Source organism: Nocardia sp. CA-290969 (assembly GCF_050936135.1).
Lineage (GTDB): Bacteria > Actinomycetota > Actinomycetes > Mycobacteriales > Mycobacteriaceae > Nocardia.
Window position 1 is genome coordinate 3945563 of record NZ_JBNJNJ010000001.1, and the last position, 17767, is coordinate 3963329.

The window sequence follows — 17767 nt, forward strand, 5'->3', positions numbered from 1 at the left end:
CACCGCATGCAGACCGACTGGGACAAACTGCGCCCACTGCTCACCGAAGCCATCGGCACCACCGTCTACCTCGTTCTGCTCACCTTCGTGGTGGGCGGGCTCATCGGCTTGTTCCTCGGCACCGCCCTCTACACCACCCGCAAAGGCGGCCTGCTCGCCAACGCCCCGATCCACTGGCTGTTGAACGTGGCCGTCAATATCGTGCGGCCGATCCCGTTCATCATCCTGCTCGCCGCCCTGGGCCCGGTGACGCTGGAGGTCGTGGGTACCACCATCGGCACCGAAGCGGCCGCCTTCGTCATGATCGTGGCCGCGTCCTTCGCGATCGCCCGGATCATCGAACAGAACCTGGTCACGGTCGATCCCGGCGTGATCGAAGCCGCCCGCGCCATGGGCGCCGGACCGCTACGAATCATCCTCACCCTGCTCATCCCCGAAGCCCTGGGCCCGCTGATCCTCGGCTACACCTTCATCATCATCGCCATCGTCGACATGTCCGCGATGGCGGGCACGGTGGGCGGCGGCGGCCTCGGCGATTTCGCCCTCGTCTACGGCTACCAGCGTTTCGACTGGGAGGTCACCCTGGTAGCCACCCTGCTCATCATCGCCGGTGTGCAGGGCATCCAATTCCTCGGCAACTGGCTGGCCCGGAAGGTCCTCCGCCGCTGACCTCGATCAGCATCGCAGGCGATGAGCAGCGGTCCGAAGTCGTCCATCGCCACGACAACAACGAGCTACGGTTTGTTAACCAAATAGACTGCGAACCCCAGCAATTCGTCGTAGTACCGATCTTGACTCTCCACCGCCATCGTTACTAGCGTCGTTCTGGACCAAGGATGGTCCTGACTGGGGGATTTCATAATGCACACTGCAGCAAGTATTTTCGATCCTGATCTTTACGCGGGAACTCGTCTGCCACTGGATCGGGCTGTCACCTTGCCACACTCGGTGTACACCGACCAGGCTTGGTTCGAACGGGAACTAAAGACCATGTTCCGTCCAGCTTGGCATTTCGCTGGACTCGCCTCGTCCATCCAGCAACCTGGCGACTACTTCACGCTGCGCCTGCTGGATGAGCCGCTGCTGGTTGTACGCGGCGACGACCACGAGATTCGGGTGTTTCGCAATTCCTGCCGCCACCGCGGATCGTTGATCATCGACGAACAGGCAGGAACCTGTCGGGGCTTTCGCTGCCCTTATCATTCCTGGACGTATGGTCTCGACGGTGTTCTCAGGCATGCCCCTGGCCTCCACCGTTACGGACGCGACGAGCTCGGAGAGCTCGGCAGGGACCTGCTCATGGTGCCGTGCGGAGTCCGCGAGGGCCTGATCTTCGCCCATCTCGGAGATGTGGCAAATTCACTCACTCTGGACGAGTACCTCGGCAACTTCATCACCGCGGTCGCCGCCCCACATAAGACAGCACAGATGGTCCCGGTCAGCCAGCGAGAGTATGTCCTCGATTCCAATTGGAAGTTGTATGTCGAGGTAGATATGGAAACCCTGCATACCAAGCACATCCACCGCGGTTCGATCGGTGAGCAACCTGTCACCGTCTCGGCTTCCGCCGGCAACTGGATCGGCGTCTACCACGAGTCCGACCACACCCCGGCCCTGTATCCGGAAGAGCGAGGCACCGGATTTCCCCATGCCAAGGGTTTGACCGGCAAGGCCGCCAAAGGCACCCACTTCTCGATCCTTCTGCCCGGGTTCTTCCTGGTTACCGCGCAGGACGTGATGTGGTGGATCCACAAGATCCCGGACTCACCCACCCGCACACGGGTGCGTGTCGGATACTCATTCCCCGCTTCGACCATCGCACGACCCGACTTCGACGAAGTGTCCAAACGCTACTACAAGCGTCTCGATCAGGTCATCGAAGAGGACGACTGGATCACCGAGCACCAGCAAAAGGGCCTCAATTCCTCCGCACCGGGCTGCTATCTACCGGAGGAACATGTCGTGCACCAGCTCGACAACTGGATACTGGATCAGGTTCTCAGTGCTTAGCCCACCCATACTCCGTCTGGCCGGGTGGTCGATGCTCGCAGGCTGTTTCCTGCTCGGCTTCTTCCACCGGTTCGCTCCCGCAACCTCCGCGGAGGCACTCTCTGCCGACCTGGACGCCGGCGGTACAGCGCTCGGTGCCTTGGCTTCATGGCATTTCTGGATGTACACGGCGGCACAGATACCGGCCGGGATGCTCGTGGACCGCTACGGCACCCGCTGGTGCGTCACCGTCGGCTCGCTGGTAACTGCCGCCGGATCCTTCGTACTCGCGGGGGCCGAGAGCTTGGCCATGGCCTCGGCGGGACCGTTGCTGACCGGCGCCGGCCTATCCGTGGTGTTCGTCGGCATCATGAAATACAATGCGGCCTGGTTTCGCCCCGAACGCTACGGCCTGGTCACCGGCATCACCATGCTGCTGGCGACCTGCGGCGCCATCGTTGCCGGATCACCCACAGCATGGTTGTTGGAGCATTTCACATGGCGGCAGATCTTCTCGGTCGCCGCAATGGTCGGACTGGTGCTGTCGGTAGCAGTGGCGGTCGTGGTACGCAACCGGCCGGCATGGGCGACCGCCGAACCCACAGCACACCGCGGTAGCAGTTGGGGCGGTCTGCGTACCGCGCTTCGGAGTCGTGAACTGTGGCCGCTGCTGTTGGCAACCCTCGGCACCAACGGCACCTTCTACGCCTTCGCCGGACTGTGGGGCGTTCCGCTGCTCACCGAAACCCGCGGTCTGTCCAACACGGTCGCGGCGGCATACACCACCGGCGCGTTGGCCGTTTACGGCGTGGGATGTCTCGTCATCGGCGTGTGGTCCGACCGTGTAGGGCGCCGCAAGCCGTTTCTGCTGGGGACCAGCAGTATTGCCGCACTCGGTTGGGTCGGACTCGCCGCGTTACCCTGGGAAGCCGGTTGGCAGGGATTGGGCCTGTACGCCCTTGTCGGCGCGGCCGCTTCGCAGGTAACCATATCGTTCGCAGCCTTGAAGGAGTCCGTACCCGCCGAGATAGCCGCCACGGCGCTTGCGGTTCTCAATGCCGGCGTTTTCGCCGCATCTGCTGCGTTACAGCCACTGTTCGGCCTGGTGATCGACAGCGGAGCAGATTGGGGATGGGCACTGGCACTCATGGCCGGGGTTTCCGCGGCCGGGGTGGCTTCCGTCTGCTTCGCCCGCGAGACCTGGTGTGCACCGCTACCGGCCATCCCCACCGAACCAACAGCAGAAGTATCTCCATAACACTGAATCCGGACCACGCGGTACAGGCCGGAAGTCGGCACTTGCTGGACCACGACTCGTGGGATAGACCGCAGAAGGCGGCCTGCTCAGTTCGGGCCACCTCGGCCGAGATGGTCTGTTGATGGTAGAGGTGTTCGTATTCGTATTCGACCGGTGGCCGGTATCCGATCGCGGAATGTCGCCGGTTCGAATCGACGCTCACATTCGGATACTCGTTTACAGCGGCAATGCGCGCGGGTTCGGTTACGTGCTGCCCGGGAACGCGGACGCCGGCTCGGCGCACAACGCATCGAGCCCGGATGTCGGGATCTTCGGCGCGCCCGCAGAATCGGCATCGTGCCACGGCACATTTTGTGCGATATCGGACGACCGGGTAGAAATATGCTGGTGGAGGTGAATACCGGCCGCGCTCAGACCCGCCACGAACGCGAAGACGTGGGCGGGTTCGAGAACCCGGCGCAGGGCACCGATCGACGCGCGGACAGCGCCGGCAAAAGCTACGGTCTCGGCGTCGTCGAGCAGATCGAGGGTCGCAACGTGACGACGAGGCTCGACGAACAGGTAGCCCGGCCGGGCCCACTCCCCCTGCGCGGGCCGGTGAAGTTGGGCGCCGGAAGTGTCGGCCCCGCCCTGCACCGGCAGCTGAGCACGGTCGCCGATGACCTCACCGGCCACGTGATCCCGGACTGCGGTCACATCATCCCACTCGACCGGCCCGAAGCGCTTCTCGTCCAGATGCTCCCGTTCCTGCGCTCACGCACGGACGCGCTGGAACGACGGTGAACGCGCGACCGATGGGGGCCGTCCGTGCCCTCGCGATGCAGCGGGCGCATCCGCCGGCCACTCGAGCGGGAGGGCCACCCGGTCACTACACGGGAGCCGCTGGTCGCAGCCGGGCGATGATGCCGTCGAGGTCGACGGTGAACAGTTCGGGCCGGAATACGTGACCGCCGGACGGCTCGTATGCTTCATGCGGGATTCCGGCGTCGCCGAGGCGTTCGCGGAACTCGCGCTGGCCGGCGAGCACCTGGGTTTCGTTCACGCTGTCGAACCAGTTGATCGGGCTCGGACTGGTGCCGGCGACCAGGAAGATCCGTTTGTTGCGGTAGCTGTCGATACGCTGCACCGGGTTGTCGGCGGTGACCCTGGCCTGGTTCCAGAACGGTGCGCCGTAGATGGTGCCGCCACCCAATTCCACAGCCGCCGAGGACAGGTTTGCCCAGTGAACGACCAGGCCGAAATCGCGGCGCAGACTCGCGGGGCCGGAATGGGCGCTGACCGAAGCGAAGTAGCCGGGGTACTTGGCCGTGTATTTCAGGGCACCGAAGCCGCCCATCGAGAACCCGGAGACGGCGCGCCCCTCGTACTCCGCGAATGTCCGGAAATTCGCGTCGATCCAGGGAACCAGCTGGGCAATGTGGAACGTCTCCCAGTTGCGCGGGCCGACGAACGAGGCGACCGGGTTGGAATACCAGCCCGCGTGGCCGCCGTCGGGCATGACGACGATGATCGGTTTTCCGGCCGTCAATTCGCGGATGCCCAGGAAGTCGAACGTGCGGAAGTCCTGGTCGACGCCGCCGCCGTGAAGTAGGTAGAGGACCGGATAGTTCAGTCCGCTGGTGTGGTAGCCGTCGGGAAGCAGGACGTTGACCCCGGGGTTCCAGCCCATCGCCTGGCTCTGGAACCGGTAGTACCACATGCGTGGGTCGTCCTCGTTGCGATCCACGATCGTCAGTCCGAATCCGTCACTGCGCCCGACGAATATGGTGAGTACGGTCCCGGCGTCGATGTAGTCGGGATCGGCGATGCCGTTGACGGAGGCGATCACCGGGGAGAACGAGACATCGCCATAGAAGCGAGCAGCCAAGGCCGACAGCGTATCCCCGGCGAGAACTGTGCACCTGGTGAGCTCGGGGATTATCAGATGCTGCTCCCCGGCAACGGCTTCGAGTTCGGTGATTCCGCTGGCCGCGGCGATTAGTGCGGACAGCGAGGGGTCGTCGTAGAAGCGTGCCGCCAAGGCGGACAGCGTGTCTCCGGAGCGGGTCGTGTATCTCGCGAAGTCGGGAATTATCAGTTGTTGCCCCACGCCGACGGCGTCGGGGTCGGGAATCCCGCTGGCCGTGGCTATCAGCCGCTGGAGTTCGGCGTCGGCGTAGTAGCGCAACGCGAGGGCAGGCAACGTTTCACCGGCGACAACGGTGTGGGTTCTGACCATTCGATTCACCCCATCGATAGCAGATTGCTCTAGTGTCCATCGATGGGAATTCGTTGTCCAGCAGTCCATTCTGAATCAGCGATGGCCATCCAGGCATCCTCCCGTCATCTGTTGTCACAGTTCGGGTCCGAGGGTGGCCGATCGAGATCGTCTCACGTGTAGGCCTTCGTGCCGCCTGACCGGGGGGCCGCACCGGTATTCAGCTGCTTCTCGAAGGGATGTAGTCGCCCGACCTCGTGCTCGATCACGCGCTCCAGGGCCGTGTATCCGGCGGCGTTGTACAGCGCGACCGCCTCGGGCTGGCGGGGGCCGGTGGTGAGGTAGATGCGCTGGTAGCCGCGGCGGGTGATCTCGGTTTCCAGTTCGGCGAGTACCAGCCGGCCGAGGCCGCGGCGGCGGTGGCCGCGGGCGGTCCAGATGCGTTTCAGCTCCGCGGTGTTCGCGTCGTAGCGGCGGAAGGCGCCGCCTGCCACCGGTTCACCGTGCTCGGTCACCACCAGTAACCCGCCGGACGGAGGCGCGAATTCGGCGGCGGGGTAGGTCGCCAATTCGTCACGGATTTCGGCGGCGGTGCGGCCGTAGCGGGTGCTGTATTCGATGGACAGTTCGGTGAGGAGCGGGGCAGCGAGCGGGTCGTCCTGGGCTACGTGGTGGATGCGGCGCATCGGTCAGGCCTGCTGTTTCGGTAGTCCGGGCGGGTTGATGCGCGACTGCGGCACGGCCTCGCTCTGCAGGCCCCAGCGGTCGATGACCTGCTGGTAGGTGCCGTTGTCGATGGCGTACTGCAGCGCCTGGTGGATCGCGCCGATCAGGCCGTTGCCCTTCTTGGTGGTCACGGCGATCTCGGCCTGCAACGCCTCGCCCGCGCCGGACAGGGTGGCGGCGATCTTCGTATCACCGGAAGTTGCGGAGTGGTAGACGGCTACGGGGTTGGGTCCGAGGAAACCGTCGATGCGGTGTGAGGACAGCGCCAGATAGTAGTCGGTGGTCTGCTGGTAGTAGGCGATATCGATGGCGGGTAGGCCCTCGGCGATATTGCTTTCGTTCCATTCGACCAGCAGCTGTTCCTGGTTGGTGCCGCTGCCGACGCCGATCCGTTTACCGGCCAGTGATTTCCGGTCGGTGTAGGTCCAGTCGTCGTCCTCGGGGATTTCCAGCGCGATATTGTCGAGCCGGTAGGTGGCGAAGTCGTATTTCTCTTTACGTTCCTCGGTGACGGTGACATTGGAGATGAAGGCGTCCACCTCGCCGGAATCGATCTTCACGAAATTCTGCGACCAGTCGGCCGCGCGGACGTCGAGCCGGAGTCCGAGAATATCGGCGACCAGGTAGGCGAAGTCGACTTCCGAGCCGACGATCGTCCGGTCGTCGGTGGCGTAGAACCGCAGCGGTGGGCCGGTGGTGGACGAACCGGTGACGACCAGGGTGCCGCGGTCCCGGATGGTTTGCGGGACCTGGGCGGCGATGGCGTCGACCTTGCCGGTGCGCACGCGCGTCGGTTGTTCCGGGGAGAGGTCGAAAACCTGTCCGTCGGCGGTGCGGACCTCGTTACCGACCTCTCCGCCGCCACCGCAGGCGGCCGTCACCAGCGCGACAGTGGTGAGTGCGGCGGCCAGTGCGGCGCGCCGCCGGCCGGTTCGGGCAAAACGCATGGGGGTTGTCCTTCACTTCTCCGAAATCGGTGGCTCGGGCGAGGGCCGCTCAGAGCACATGCGCCAGAAAGGCTTTGGTGCGCGGGTGGCCGGGGTTGTCGAGCACCTGGTGCGGTGGTCCCTGTTCGACGATGCGGCCGGCATTCAGCAGGACGACGGTGTCGGCGATCTCCCGGGCGAACCCGACCTCGTGGGTGACGATCACCAGGGTCGCGCCGTCGCGGACCAGACCGCGGATGGCGTCGAGCACTTCACCGACGAGTTCGGGGTCCAGGGCGGAGGTGGGTTCGTCGAAGAGGATCACCTTCGGCCGCAGGTCCAGTGCCCGCGCGATCGCGACCCGCTGCTGCTGCCCGCCGGACAGCTGCCGGGGGTAGGCGGTGGTCCGGTCCCCGAGCCCGACCCGTTCCAGTAGTTCGGTGGCGGCCGCTTCGGCCTCGGCCCGGGGGCGGCCCTGCGCGGAGATCGGTGCCAGCGCGACATTCTCCAGCACCGTGAGGTGCGGAAACAGGTTGAAGTTCTGGAAGACGAAGCCGATCCGGGAACGCTGCCGCAGTATTTCCCGCTCGCGCAGTTCGTGCAGTTTGCCGTCCTTGCGGCTGTAGCCGACGAGTTCGCCGCCCACCCGCACGGTGCCCGCGTCGACCTTCTCCAGGTGGTTGATCAGGCGCAGCAGCGTGGACTTCCCCGAACCGGACGGTCCGAGGATGGCGGTCACCTCGCCGGGGCGCACGGCCAGATCGACTCCGCGCAATACCTCGGTGCCCGAATACGATTTCCGGACGCCGCGTAATTCGACGGCGTACTCGGGTGACTGGCCGGGCCCGGTCATCTCCACTCCCCTGGTTCGGCGCCGAACAGACTGCTCACCGGCGCTCCGCGGTGATCTCGGCGATTTTCCGGCGGACTCGCTGGAGCGGCGTAGGCGGTAGTTCGCGTTCGCTGCCCTTCGCGAAATGGCGTTCGATGTAGTACTGGGCGACCGTGAGGATGGTGGTGAGCACGATGTACCAGACCGTGGCGACCATCAGCAGCGGCACCACCCGGCCGTTGCGGCCGAAGATCACCTGGACCTGGTAGAAGAGTTCGGCGATCGCCATCACCGAAACGATCGAGGTGCCTTTGAACAGGCTGATGACCTCGTTGACAGCGTTCGGCAGGATCCCGCGCATCGCCTGCGGCGCGACGATGGTGAAGAACTGCCGCCGCCACGGCAGCCCCAGTGATTTCGCCGCCTCCACCTGGCCGGGATCGACGGAGATGATGCCCGCCCGGATGATCTCCGCCGCGTAGGCGGCCTGATGCAGCGCCAGCCCGATCACGGCGGCGGCGAAGCCGCTGATCACACCGTTCACGTCGAAAGTGACGAACGCGGGACCGAACGGGACTCCGAGGGACAGGGTTCGGTAGAGGTAGGCGAGGTTGAACCAGAACAGCAGCTGCACGATCAGCGGGATCGACCGGAACGCCCAGATGTAGGTCCACGAGATCACCTGCAGGACCGGATTGTGGGAGAGCCGCCCGATGGCGAGCCAGACACCCAGCAGGAATCCGAAGAACGTGCCGTACAGGGTGAGCTCCACGGTCACCCGCAGCGCCTTCAGCACCGCGTCCGCGGTGAAGTACTCGAGGAAGGTCGGCCAGTCCCAGCCCGGGTTGGTGACCAGCCCGTGCACGAACTGGGCGACCAGGGTCAGCGCGACCGCCGACACCGCCCACCGCCACGGATGCCATCGCCGCGCCACCGGCAGGGCGGTCTCGTCGACCGCCGCAGCGGGGTCGTCGTCGACCGTTGCGACTGTGTTCATGACACGATCAGTCCTCCGGCGGGCTCGGTGGTGGTACCGGCCCGATATCGGGGTGCGGCACCGGCCGGTGCGGCTCGCCCCCTGGTCCCTGCGGATGGTGAGCCGAATGTAGGCGCCGCGGTAGTTCGTTGTCGCCGTTCATGTTCAGCGTGAGTCCAATCGAGCGTCGGCAATATCCGGGCGGCCGGCCCGCCCACCGCATGCTCGGCCACCTCGGCACCGCCGTGCGAATGCCCACCGGTCGCCCGCGGGCCGCCGTGGGCGTGCTCGCCGGTCGCATCGGAGTCGCCGTGGGCAAGGCCCGCACCGGGTTGGCGCGCTCGTCCGGCTCACAGCAGTGGCCGAGCACCGTTGGCGGCACAGGGCGGGACGCCCCTTCGCCGGCAGCGACGTGAGCGTCTGCGGGAGGCGCTCGGCGCCGTCCTGCGACCGCGGCATCCGGCGAATCGCCGCCGGGTGGAGCCGGCGCATTCCGGCCGGCTCGGGTTGATCCCAATCGTTGACACCGGCTGCCCGGAATTCCGCAGCAGCAGCTCGGAGATCCTCGGTGGCTCCCCTACCAGGTCTGACGCGTGAGCGGAACGTCGCCGCGACGAGCCGCGGGCGATCCGCTCGGCCCGCCGATCCCCGCAAAGCCGGCCGTGTCCCGGCGAACCCCGCGTTCACCCGTACACCACTCGCGGACGCACAGGAAACGGGAGACCATGGCGCAGCAACTACATGTCGGCGTAGCGCTCGACGGGGCGGGATGGCATCCTGCCGCGTGGCGGGAGCCGAATTCCCGGCCGGCCGAACTCTTCACCGCCGGCTACTGGACCGACCTCGCCACGACCGCGCAGCGCGGCCTGCTCGACTTCGTGAGCATCGACGACAGTCTGGCGGTTCCCGGTGACCGCGGCACCGCCGACGGCGGACCGGCCGACCGCGTGCGGGCCCGGATCGACGCCCATCTGATCGCCGCCCGGATCGCGCCGGTCACCCGGCATATCGGCCTCATCCCGACGATCACCACCACCCATACCGAACCGTTCCATGTCTCGACCGCGCTCGCGACCCTCGACTACACCTCGCGCGGCCGGGCGGGCTGGCAGGCCCGGGTCTCGGCCACGGCCGCGGAGGCCGCGCATTTCGGGCGGCGCACCGTACCCGAACTCACCGGCGCCGAACTCGCGCAGGCCCACGCCACCGGCACGTTCCCCGATTTCGTCCGGGACTTGTTCGACGAAGCGGCCGACGCCGTGGAGGTGGTCCGGCGGTTGTGGGACAGCTGGGAGGACGGCGCCGAGATCCGTGACGTTGCCACCCGGCGGTTCATCGACCGCGGCAAGCTGCACTACATCGATTTCCGGGGGCGTTACTTCGACGTCCGCGGGCCGTCGATCACCCCGCGGCCGCCGCAGGGGCAGCCGGTGGTCACCGCACTCGCGCATGCACCGCTGATCTACGAATTCGCGGCGCGCAGTGCAGATCTCGTCTTCGTCACCCCGGCGCGCGATACCGGACCGGAAGCGATACTCGAACAAGTCGCCGCCGCCGCGGACGCGGTGGGGCGGACCGGGGAACCACTGCGGACGTATGCGGATCTGGTGGTCTTCCTGGATACCGCCGACACCACCGGACCGCAACGCCTGGCCCGGCTCGACGATACCGCCGGAGCCGAATTCGTCTCGGACGCCGCGATCTTCGCCGGCAGCGCCGACGACCTCGCCGATCTGCTCGTCGACTGGGCCGCGCGGGGCGTCGACGGGTTCCGGCTGCGGCCGGGCGTCGCGGTCGACGACCTCGCCGCGATCACCGACCGGCTGGTTCCCGCACTCCAGCGCCGCGGCGTCTTCCGCACCGGATACCCGGACGGGCCCCTGCGCGCGCTGCTCGGCCTGCCCACCACCGTGCCCAACCGTTACGCGACTGCCTGAGCGAGGTCAGCATGAGTACTCCCCGGAAACAGGTCATTCTCGGCGCCTACCTCGGTGGCGTGAACCATCACACCGCGTGGTGGGATCCCGAGGCCGGTAGCCAGATCGATTTCAGCAGTTTCGAACACACCGCGCGCACCGCGGAACGCGGCCGGTTCGATTTCTTCTTCCTCGCCGAGGGACTGGTCCTGCGCGAACGCGCGGGCAAGATCTTCGACCAGGACATCATCGGCCGCCCGGATACCTTCACCGTCCTCGCCTCCCTTGCCGCCGTGACCGAACATCTGGGCCTGGCGGGCACGATCAACACCACCTTCAACGAGCCGTACGAGCTGGCCCGCCGCTTCGCCAGTCTCGACCATCTGTCCGGCGGGCGCGCCGCGTGGAATGTGGTGACCTCCTTCGACGCGTTCACCGGTGGAAATTTCCGCCGCGGCGGCTTCCTCGACCCCGCCGACCGGTACGTGCGGGCCGCGGAGACCTTGGCCGCGGTACGTGAACTCTGGGATTCGTGGGCGGACGGCGATGTGCTCGCGGACAAGGCCTCCGGCCGGTTCACGGCCCGCCCGGAGGCCGGCGCGTTCGCCTTCGGCGGCGCCCAGTTCGATATCTCCGGCCGGTTCACTGTGCCACGTAGCCCGCAGGGCCGGCCGGTGATCCTGCAGGCGGGGGTGTCACCGCAGGGCCGCGATTTCGCGGCCGCCAATGCCGATGCGATTTTCTCCCCGTACGGACAGCTACCGGAGGCGGCGGAGTTCTACCGCGATATCAAGGCCCGCGCGGTGGCAGCGGGGCGGGCGGCCGACGATATCAAGATCCTGCCGTCGGCGAGTTTCGTGCTCGGCGATACCGAGGCCGAAGCGGTGGAGAAATACCATGCCGTCCGCAACGAACAGGTCACCGGGCAGACCGCGCTGATCCTGCTCGAACAACTGTGGAATCGCGATCTGTCCGATTACGATCCGGAAGGCCCGGTACCCGATATCGACCCCGATCCCGACGCCCCGCCGATCATCCAGGGGCGCGCGTTCGTGCATCAAGACCGCTTCGCCACGGTGCGGCGGCTGCGCGAGGTCGCCGAGGCGAAGAAACTGACATTGCGGGAAGTGGTGCTCGACCAGTTCGAGCGGGGGCCGCTCGTCGGTACACCCGCGCAGGTCGCCGAACAGATCGACAGCTTCGTCCAGAGTGACGGCTCGGACGGGTTCATCCTCGGCTCCCATCTGGTGCCGTGGGGTCTGGACGAATTCGTCGACCGGGTGGTGCCGTTGCTACAGGATCGTGGGGTGCTGCGGGCCGAGTACACCGGTACCACTCTGCGCGAGAATCTCGGGCTGGCGAACGTGGGCTCGGCGGTCGCGGCCGAATGAGCGGTACCGAGCAATGATCAGAACCTGTGGATGACCGGGGAGGATGTACCTTCCTGGATGATCTGAAAGCCAAGGATCTGATCAGTCCGGCGCGCCAACGCCGGGCGGGAAGGTACGTCCCGGATGTTCAAGGTAATCGACGGCGGCGCCAGCTCCAATGGGGACGGCGTGGCGGGCGGCGAGTCGTGTTCGCCGATCGACGAGATCGTGCGTGAGGGTGCTCGGCGGATGCTGGCCGCGGCGTTGCAGGCCGAGGTCGCCGCCTATGTCGAGCAGTTCGCCGACCAGGTCGACGAGAATGGGCGGCGGCTGGTGGTGCGCAACGGCTATCACACTGAACGGGCTGTGCTCACCGCAGCGGGTGCGGTCGAGGTGCGTGCGCCGCGGGTCAACGATAAGCGCACCGATCCGGAAACCGGTGCGCGCCTGCGCTTCTCCTCAGCGATTCTGCCCGCTTGGTGCCGGAAATCGCCGCAGATCAGCGAGGTGCTGCCGCTGCTGTACCTGCACGGCCTGTCCTCGGGCGACTTCGCTCCGGCGCTAGAGCAGTTCCTGGGCACCGGCGCGGGTCTGTCGGCCGCGTCGATCACCAGGTTGACCACGCAGTGGCAGGACGAGGCCCGCGCCTTCGGGCGCCGCGACCTGGCGGCAGTGGACTATGTGTACCTGTGGGTCGACGGCATCCACCTGAGAATCCGGCTGGAGCAGGAGAAACTGTGCCTGCTGGTGGTGATCGGGGTGCGCGCCGACGGCCGCAAGGAGCTCGTCGCGCTGACAGACGGGTTCCGCGAGTCGAGCGAGTCGTGGGCCGACCTGCTGCGCGACTGCCGCCGTCGCGGCATGCGTGCCCCGGTCCTGGCGGTCGGCGACGGCGCGATGGGGTTCTGGAAGGCGCTGCGCGAGGTCTTCCCCGAGACGAAGGAACAGCGTTGTTGGTGGCATAAGCAGGGCAATGTCCTTGCCGCGCTGCCGAAGTCGGCCCATCCCGGCGCGGTGGCGGCGATGAAGGAGATCTACAACGCCGAGGACGCCGACTCGGCCCGCCTCGCGATCACGGCGTTCGAGCGGGACTACGGCGCGAAGTTCCCGAAGGCCGTCGCCAAGATCGTCGAGGACGCCGACGTGCTGCTGGAGTTCTACAACTACCCGGCCGAGCACTGGATCCATCTGAGAACGACGAATCCGATCGAATCTACCTTCGCCACTGTGCGATTGCGGAGCAAGGTCACCAAGGGGCCGGGCTCTCGTGCGGCAGGGCTCGCCATGGTGTTCAAGCTCATTCAGGCCGCCGAGCAGCGGTGGCGCAAGGTCAACGCGCCTGGGTTGGTCGCCCTCGTCCGCGCTGGGGCAACCTTCCGCAACGGGAAACTCATCGAGCGCAACGACGAGGTGGCCGCGTGAACCCGCTACAGGCCGCCCTGGCGGGCATCACCCACGACAACCCCCGCCACCGCGACCTCGCTGTCGAATATCTCGCCGACCTCCTGGGCCGCGCCGTGCTCAACGAAGCCGACGCCGAAACAGCCGTCAGCCGCCTCGTCGCACTTCTCACCACCGAGACCGACCCCTCCGTGCAGGAAGCCGCTCTCAACGCCATCTCCGAGGCCTTCGGCCCTTATTGCTTCAGCCTGCAGCTGTTCGAGCCGTTACGCGCCCTGCTGGGCGCGATGCCGCCGACCCTGCTCGACTACGCCCTCATGATCCTCGCGTGCACCCACGATCCGGACGCCCGGCCGACAATCGAAACCTTCCTTGACCACCCCAACGCCGCCGTCCGTGCCTCTGCCGCCGAAGCCCTCACCGAACTCCCCGGACGCACCATCCCGTAAGCCGCCATCCACAACTATTGACAATTGCTCGCGGTACCCGGCCTGTCCCCCTCATCGGGACAGGCCGGGAGCCCTCGCGCCGGTGCAGCTGTCGAGTCGGCGCGCCGGTGGCGGGCGCGGGTCAGCGGAGTTCGAAGCCCTGGTTGCCGAAGCTGGTGCGGATGCCCTGGCGGCCGTGCAGGCTCTCCTTGGTCGAGATGCGACCGGCCAGCCGGTTCTTCACCCAGTCGGCGGGTAGCTCTTGTTCCCGGTAGTAGGTGTTGATGCGGTCGAGGTACTCGGCGATATCGGCGTCCGCGGGGGGCGTGTAGGTGTTGCGGTGGACGACGACGTTCTGGTTGTAGCGGGGTTTGATACCGGCGGGTTCGTCGGGGTCGGGGATGCCGACGGCCAGGCCGTAGACCGGGAAGGTCCATTCGGGGAGTTCGAGCAGGGTGATCACCTCGTCGATGCGGTTGCGCAGGGCGCCGACGAAAGTGATGCCGTAGCCGAGGGATTCGGCGGCGACGGCGGCGTTCTGTGCCGAGAGGGTGACGTCGACGATGCCGGAGATCGCGCTGTCGAGGTAGTGCGCGGCTTCGATGGTGTGGCCGTGTTCCCGGGCGATGGCGATATTGCGGGACCAGTCCGCGACCCATACCAGGAAGACCGCGGCGTCGAGGATCAGCTGCTGGCCGCCGGCCAGTTCCGCGAGCCGGGCGCGAACGGCCGGGTCGTCGATCACGACCACGCTGGTGAACTGGAAGTTCGCCGAGGTCGACGCCGATTGGGCGGCCGCGAGGATCAGCCGGAGTTCGTTCTCGCTGATCTCACCCGGTAGGTACTGCCGCACGGTGCGGTGACGGAGCAGCACCTCGAGGGTGGCGTTACCGGTGCCGTCGGCGTCGGGTGCGGTGGCACCGTAGCGCGCCTCCAGATGGTGTCGCAGGGAATTCGGGAGCACATGGGTCACGACGGAGTTCCTGTCTGGTCGGTCGGGGGTTCGTCGAAGCTGGGTGGGAGCAGGGGTGTCCGAGTGAACTGGGCGGCGGCGTGCCGGTAGGCGGGCCAGCGGTCCTCGCCCCACCACTGGCGGAGGACGAAGACGAGTTTGGGGTTGTGTTCTTCGTCCTCGAGCCAGGCCCGGCGGGCGGTCACCTCGAATTCGGCCGCGGGGAGTTCGCCGGAGTCTGGACTCTCGTCCCGGTAGATATCGGCGAGGGCGCGCAGTTTGCGTGGGTCGGGGATCTTGGTTTCGGCGGCGAGGATGATCCGCAGCCCCGCCCAGAACAGGTCGTGGATGCGGTCCCGCTCGGCGGGCGAGCCCAGCCGGTCGGTGATCACCTCCAGGGCGAACAGCGAGGTGATCAGGTGCAGGACCACGAAATCACCGGGGACGGCCAGGTACAGCAGGGTCACCGCCCGGCGGAGTTCTTCGCGCCGATCGGTTCCGTCGCGAACCCAGGCGGGGGTGTCGGAGAGGGCGGGGATATCGGCGGCGGCGATCGCGGCCACCCTGGCCTGCAGGCCCGATCGGCGCAGCTCCGGGTGTAATTCGGTGACCGTGTCGGTGTGCTCGATCACCGGTTCGACGGCGGACCGGAAATCCGGATCGTCCGCCCAGCCCGCACTCAGCCGGACCAGCGATTCCCAGGGGTCGGCGGCGGCGGTGTACGGGCTCGGGGTGCGGTCGCCGGGGGTTACCGGCACGGCGGAGAACGTGAGGTAGGCGAGCGCCTCCGCGGTCATGCCGGGGTGGCCGGCCCAGACCGCCCAGCCGAGATGGATCGTGGCGTGGGTGAAGGCACCGATCCAGCCGGACAGCAGTTCGGGGGCGTAGGTGGCGAGTGCGCCGTCGATACCGAGGCGCCGTACTTCGGTATCGAAGAATTCGTGGTAGGCGGTGAAATGCACTCGCTGACCGACGTATTCGCGCCAGTTGTCCGCATCTATCACCTGGCTCGAGGTGCGCTTCGGCTCCAGTGGGAAGCCGTAGGCGGTGAGCCGGGCGTATTCGGTGTAGTAGGCACGGATGAGGCCTTCCGGTGCGCCGATCTCGGCGAGCGCGATCACCGCGTGTTTGACGTGATTGGTGAGGTGACCGTTGAATTCGATGTGATAACTGCGGTCGTCGAGCAGATCGGCGACCGCGCTGAGTGTCGGGTTCGTCATGAACGGAACTCCTGTCTGTCGTCCGAATGGGCGCTGTGGTCCGAGTGGGCGCTGTCGTCCGAATGAGCACTGTCGTCCAAGTGGGCAGTGCGGTCCGAGCGGGCACTGTGGTCCGAGGGCGCACTGCGGTCCGACTGGGCACCGTTATCCGAATGGGCCTCGGTGGTGTCGCCGACGGTCGCGGCGAATACGGTTTGGGCAAGTGCGGTGAGCAGGAGGGCGGTCAGCGGTACCGTCCAGCCGTCGCCGGTATGCCGGAGCAGCCCGAACGCGTAGGGGCCGAGAGCGGCGACGAGGTAACCGGTGCCCTGCACCGCACTGGACAGCAGCACGGCCTGGCCGGTGGATCCGGCGCGCAGCGTGATCACGGTCAGTGCCAGCGAGAACACCGACAGACCGGCCCCGAGAATCAGTGACCACAGCAACGGTGCCGCCCCGGGGGCGACGAGGAAACCGGCGATCCCGGCGACGCTGCACGCGCTGAAACCGGCCAGCCACCGCGACGGGTGGGCCGAGCCGGCCACCAGCGGTGTGACGAGCAGGCTGACCGGCAACCCGACGCAGGTCAGCAACGCCAGATAGCCACCGGCGGCGGCCGCGGTCTGCCCGGCGTCGCGCAGCACCGACGGCAGCCAGCCGATCACCACGAACGCGACCAATGCCTGCAGCCCGAAAAAGATCGCCAGCCGGATGGATTCGGTGCGGCGTAGGTAGCGCACGGGATCGGTGGCCGTGACGGGGCCGGGCAGAGCAACCGGTGACGGGCCGCGCTGCCCCCGCCACAACGTCGCCGCGGCGACCGGCGCCAGGACCGCCCACAGGGCCAGACCCCACTGCCAGCCGAGCCACTGGGACAGCGGGACCACCGTCGCGAACCCCAGTACCGCGCCCCCTTGGAGCGCGGTCGTGAAGGCGGTCACCAGGATTCGGGTGTTGCCCGCGCTCCGGATCAGGGCCGGGAGCAGTACCGTCGCCAGACCGGCGCCGACAGCGGCGAAGAAGGTCGCGATGACGAAGCCGGCCGGCCCGGCCCAGGGCCGTACCGCCAAGCCCACGCCGGTCGATGCGAGTGCCCAGAACAATCCCGTCCGGACCGATATCCGGGCGAGAACGACCGGGGTCGCCAGGCTCACCAGCGCGAACGCGAAAACCGGCAGTGCGGCGACAACCCCGGCGGTGCGGGCACCGGCCGCGAAATGCGTAGTGATGGTGTCGAGTTCGGGGCCCACGGTCGTCACACCGGGCCGCAGGTTCAACGCCACCGCCGTGACGGCCGCGACCGAGGCGCCGAGCGCGGCCGGTGCGGCGATGCCCGTGGAGGTTCCGGTTTCCGCCGCCATCAGTAGTCCGGTGACCGCAGGAGCCGGTTGCCTGCGGTGTTACCGCGTTCGCTGATCCGGGGCCGGTACACCTGCTCGTCCCACTGCTGTGCGGGAACACTTTCCGTGCCGATCGACACGACGCCCTCGGCTACGCCGTAGGCTCGGGCGACCGCGGTGACGATCTCGGTTTCCAGCCGGCGGCGGGCCTGCTCGGACAGCTCGGCGGGCTGATGCCAGATCTCTACATGCGGCAT

At 67.0% G+C, this 17767-nt stretch carries 17 protein-coding genes; 8 read left to right on the forward strand and 9 right to left on the reverse strand.

What is annotated here, in order from left to right; translation table 11 throughout:
• Nucleotides 1-6: 6 nt before the first annotated feature.
• The 4 genes from ACQEVO_RS17765 (at nucleotide 7) to ACQEVO_RS17780 (ending at nucleotide 4030) form a co-directional block, all read left to right on the forward strand.
• Nucleotides 7-669 carry a methionine ABC transporter permease gene (locus ACQEVO_RS17765; protein ID WP_432914579.1) on the forward strand — a complete coding sequence of 221 codons (663 nt, stop codon included), beginning with the start codon at nucleotides 7-9 and terminating at the stop codon, nucleotides 667-669.
• A gap of 192 nt (nucleotides 670-861) precedes the next feature.
• Nucleotides 862-2010, forward strand: coding sequence for an aromatic ring-hydroxylating oxygenase subunit alpha (locus tag ACQEVO_RS17770; RefSeq protein WP_432914582.1), 1149 nt, complete (start codon nucleotides 862-864; stop codon nucleotides 2008-2010).
• A 31-nt stretch (nucleotides 2011-2041) separates the two neighbouring features.
• The gene (locus tag ACQEVO_RS17775; RefSeq protein WP_432914585.1) at nucleotides 2042-3247 is read left to right on the forward strand and encodes an MFS transporter; all 1206 of its coding nucleotides are present in this window, start codon (nucleotides 2042-2044) and stop codon (nucleotides 3245-3247) included.
• Between the two features lie 393 nt (nucleotides 3248-3640).
• Nucleotides 3641-4030 (forward strand): alpha/beta fold hydrolase, encoded by a 390-nt coding sequence (locus ACQEVO_RS17780; RefSeq protein ID WP_432914588.1) that lies wholly within the window; start codon nucleotides 3641-3643, stop codon nucleotides 4028-4030.
• A gap of 85 nt (nucleotides 4031-4115) precedes the next feature.
• Here the strand turns inward: ACQEVO_RS17780 and ACQEVO_RS17785 are convergent, their stop codons facing one another.
• The 5 genes from ACQEVO_RS17785 to ACQEVO_RS17805 all read right to left on the reverse strand — a co-directional run bounded on the left by ACQEVO_RS17785 (nucleotide 4116) and on the right by ACQEVO_RS17805 (nucleotide 8925).
• The gene (locus ACQEVO_RS17785) at nucleotides 4116-5465 is read right to left on the reverse strand and encodes an alpha/beta hydrolase-fold protein (RefSeq protein WP_432914591.1); all 1350 of its coding nucleotides are present in this window, start codon (nucleotides 5463-5465) and stop codon (nucleotides 4116-4118) included.
• 152 nt (nucleotides 5466-5617) lie between these two features.
• Nucleotides 5618-6130, reverse strand: coding sequence for a GNAT family N-acetyltransferase (locus ACQEVO_RS17790; RefSeq protein WP_432914593.1), 513 nt, complete (start codon nucleotides 6128-6130; stop codon nucleotides 5618-5620).
• A 3-nt stretch (nucleotides 6131-6133) separates the two neighbouring features.
• Complete coding sequence (locus tag ACQEVO_RS17795; protein ID WP_432914596.1) at nucleotides 6134-7117, reverse strand: ABC transporter substrate-binding protein; 984 nt, start codon at nucleotides 7115-7117, stop codon at nucleotides 6134-6136.
• A gap of 49 nt (nucleotides 7118-7166) precedes the next feature.
• Nucleotides 7167-7949: an amino acid ABC transporter ATP-binding protein gene (locus ACQEVO_RS17800; RefSeq protein ID WP_432914599.1), complete on the reverse strand. Its 783-nt coding sequence runs from the start codon at nucleotides 7947-7949 to the stop codon at nucleotides 7167-7169.
• Between the two features lie 34 nt (nucleotides 7950-7983).
• The gene (locus tag ACQEVO_RS17805; protein ID WP_432914602.1) at nucleotides 7984-8925 is read right to left on the reverse strand and encodes an amino acid ABC transporter permease; all 942 of its coding nucleotides are present in this window, start codon (nucleotides 8923-8925) and stop codon (nucleotides 7984-7986) included.
• A 704-nt stretch (nucleotides 8926-9629) separates the two neighbouring features.
• Here ACQEVO_RS17805 and ACQEVO_RS17810 point away from each other — a divergent pair.
• The 4 genes from ACQEVO_RS17810 (at nucleotide 9630) to ACQEVO_RS17825 (ending at nucleotide 14040) form a co-directional block, all read left to right on the forward strand.
• Nucleotides 9630-10841: an LLM class flavin-dependent oxidoreductase gene (locus tag ACQEVO_RS17810; RefSeq protein ID WP_280422314.1), complete on the forward strand. Its 1212-nt coding sequence runs from the start codon at nucleotides 9630-9632 to the stop codon at nucleotides 10839-10841.
• Nucleotides 10842-10852: 11 nt separating this feature from the next.
• On the forward strand, nucleotides 10853-12211 hold the full coding sequence (locus tag ACQEVO_RS17815) for an NtaA/DmoA family FMN-dependent monooxygenase (protein ID WP_432914606.1): 1359 nt from the start codon (nucleotides 10853-10855) through the stop codon (nucleotides 12209-12211).
• Between the two features lie 123 nt (nucleotides 12212-12334).
• The gene (locus ACQEVO_RS17820) at nucleotides 12335-13612 is read left to right on the forward strand and encodes an IS256 family transposase (protein ID WP_432913547.1); all 1278 of its coding nucleotides are present in this window, start codon (nucleotides 12335-12337) and stop codon (nucleotides 13610-13612) included.
• Nucleotides 13609-14040: a HEAT repeat domain-containing protein gene (locus tag ACQEVO_RS17825; RefSeq protein WP_432913549.1), complete on the forward strand. Its 432-nt coding sequence runs from the start codon at nucleotides 13609-13611 to the stop codon at nucleotides 14038-14040. The genes ACQEVO_RS17820 and ACQEVO_RS17825 overlap by 4 nt, the downstream gene beginning before the upstream one ends.
• Before the next feature lie 121 nt (nucleotides 14041-14161).
• Here ACQEVO_RS17825 and ACQEVO_RS17830 read toward each other — a convergent pair whose 3' ends face one another.
• The 4 genes from ACQEVO_RS17830 to ACQEVO_RS17845 are packed head-to-tail and all read right to left on the reverse strand — an operon-like array spanning nucleotide 14162 to nucleotide 17767.
• On the reverse strand, nucleotides 14162-14992 hold the full coding sequence (locus tag ACQEVO_RS17830; protein ID WP_432914608.1) for a nitroreductase family protein: 831 nt from the start codon (nucleotides 14990-14992) through the stop codon (nucleotides 14162-14164).
• Nucleotides 14989-16191 (reverse strand): questin oxidase family protein, encoded by a 1203-nt coding sequence (locus ACQEVO_RS17835; RefSeq protein WP_432914611.1) that lies wholly within the window; start codon nucleotides 16189-16191, stop codon nucleotides 14989-14991. Before ACQEVO_RS17835 ends, ACQEVO_RS17830 begins: the two co-directional genes overlap by 4 nt.
• A complete protein-coding gene (locus ACQEVO_RS17840) occupies nucleotides 16188-17531 on the reverse strand; it encodes an MFS transporter (protein ID WP_432914614.1) in 1344 nt (447 codons plus the stop codon). Before ACQEVO_RS17840 ends, ACQEVO_RS17835 begins: the two co-directional genes overlap by 4 nt.
• Nucleotides 17531-17767, reverse strand: coding sequence for a hypothetical protein (locus tag ACQEVO_RS17845; protein ID WP_432914617.1), 237 nt, complete (start codon nucleotides 17765-17767; stop codon nucleotides 17531-17533). Before ACQEVO_RS17845 ends, ACQEVO_RS17840 begins: the two co-directional genes overlap by 1 nt.

What these genes read in the sequence shown, in the direction of transcription:
- ACQEVO_RS17765 (WP_432914579.1), top strand. Translation starts at nt 7, where the DNA reads ATGCAGACCGACTGGGACAAACTGCGCCCACTGCTCACCGAAGCCATC.
- ACQEVO_RS17770 (WP_432914582.1), top strand. Translation starts at nt 862, where the DNA reads ATGCACACTGCAGCAAGTATTTTCGATCCTGATCTTTACGCGGGAACT.
- ACQEVO_RS17775 (WP_432914585.1), top strand. Translation starts at nt 2,042, where the DNA reads ATGCTCGCAGGCTGTTTCCTGCTCGGCTTCTTCCACCGGTTCGCTCCC.
- ACQEVO_RS17785 (WP_432914591.1), bottom strand. Translation starts at nt 5,465, where the DNA reads ATGGTCAGAACCCACACCGTTGTCGCCGGTGAAACGTTGCCTGCCCTC.
- ACQEVO_RS17790 (WP_432914593.1), bottom strand. Translation starts at nt 6,130, where the DNA reads ATGCGCCGCATCCACCACGTAGCCCAGGACGACCCGCTCGCTGCCCCG.
- ACQEVO_RS17795 (WP_432914596.1), bottom strand. Translation starts at nt 7,117, where the DNA reads ATGCGTTTTGCCCGAACCGGCCGGCGGCGCGCCGCACTGGCCGCCGCA.
- ACQEVO_RS17800 (WP_432914599.1), bottom strand. Translation starts at nt 7,949, where the DNA reads ATGACCGGGCCCGGCCAGTCACCCGAGTACGCCGTCGAATTACGCGGC.
- ACQEVO_RS17805 (WP_432914602.1), bottom strand. Translation starts at nt 8,925, where the DNA reads ATGAACACAGTCGCAACGGTCGACGACGACCCCGCTGCGGCGGTCGAC.
- ACQEVO_RS17810 (WP_280422314.1), top strand. Translation starts at nt 9,630, where the DNA reads ATGGCGCAGCAACTACATGTCGGCGTAGCGCTCGACGGGGCGGGATGG.
- ACQEVO_RS17815 (WP_432914606.1), top strand. Translation starts at nt 10,853, where the DNA reads ATGAGTACTCCCCGGAAACAGGTCATTCTCGGCGCCTACCTCGGTGGC.
- ACQEVO_RS17820 (WP_432913547.1), top strand. Translation starts at nt 12,335, where the DNA reads ATGTTCAAGGTAATCGACGGCGGCGCCAGCTCCAATGGGGACGGCGTG.
- ACQEVO_RS17835 (WP_432914611.1), bottom strand. Translation starts at nt 16,191, where the DNA reads ATGACGAACCCGACACTCAGCGCGGTCGCCGATCTGCTCGACGACCGC.
- ACQEVO_RS17840 (WP_432914614.1), bottom strand. Translation starts at nt 17,531, where the DNA reads ATGGCGGCGGAAACCGGAACCTCCACGGGCATCGCCGCACCGGCCGCG.
- ACQEVO_RS17845 (WP_432914617.1), bottom strand. Translation starts at nt 17,767, where the DNA reads ATGCCGCATGTAGAGATCTGGCATCAGCCCGCCGAGCTGTCCGAGCAG.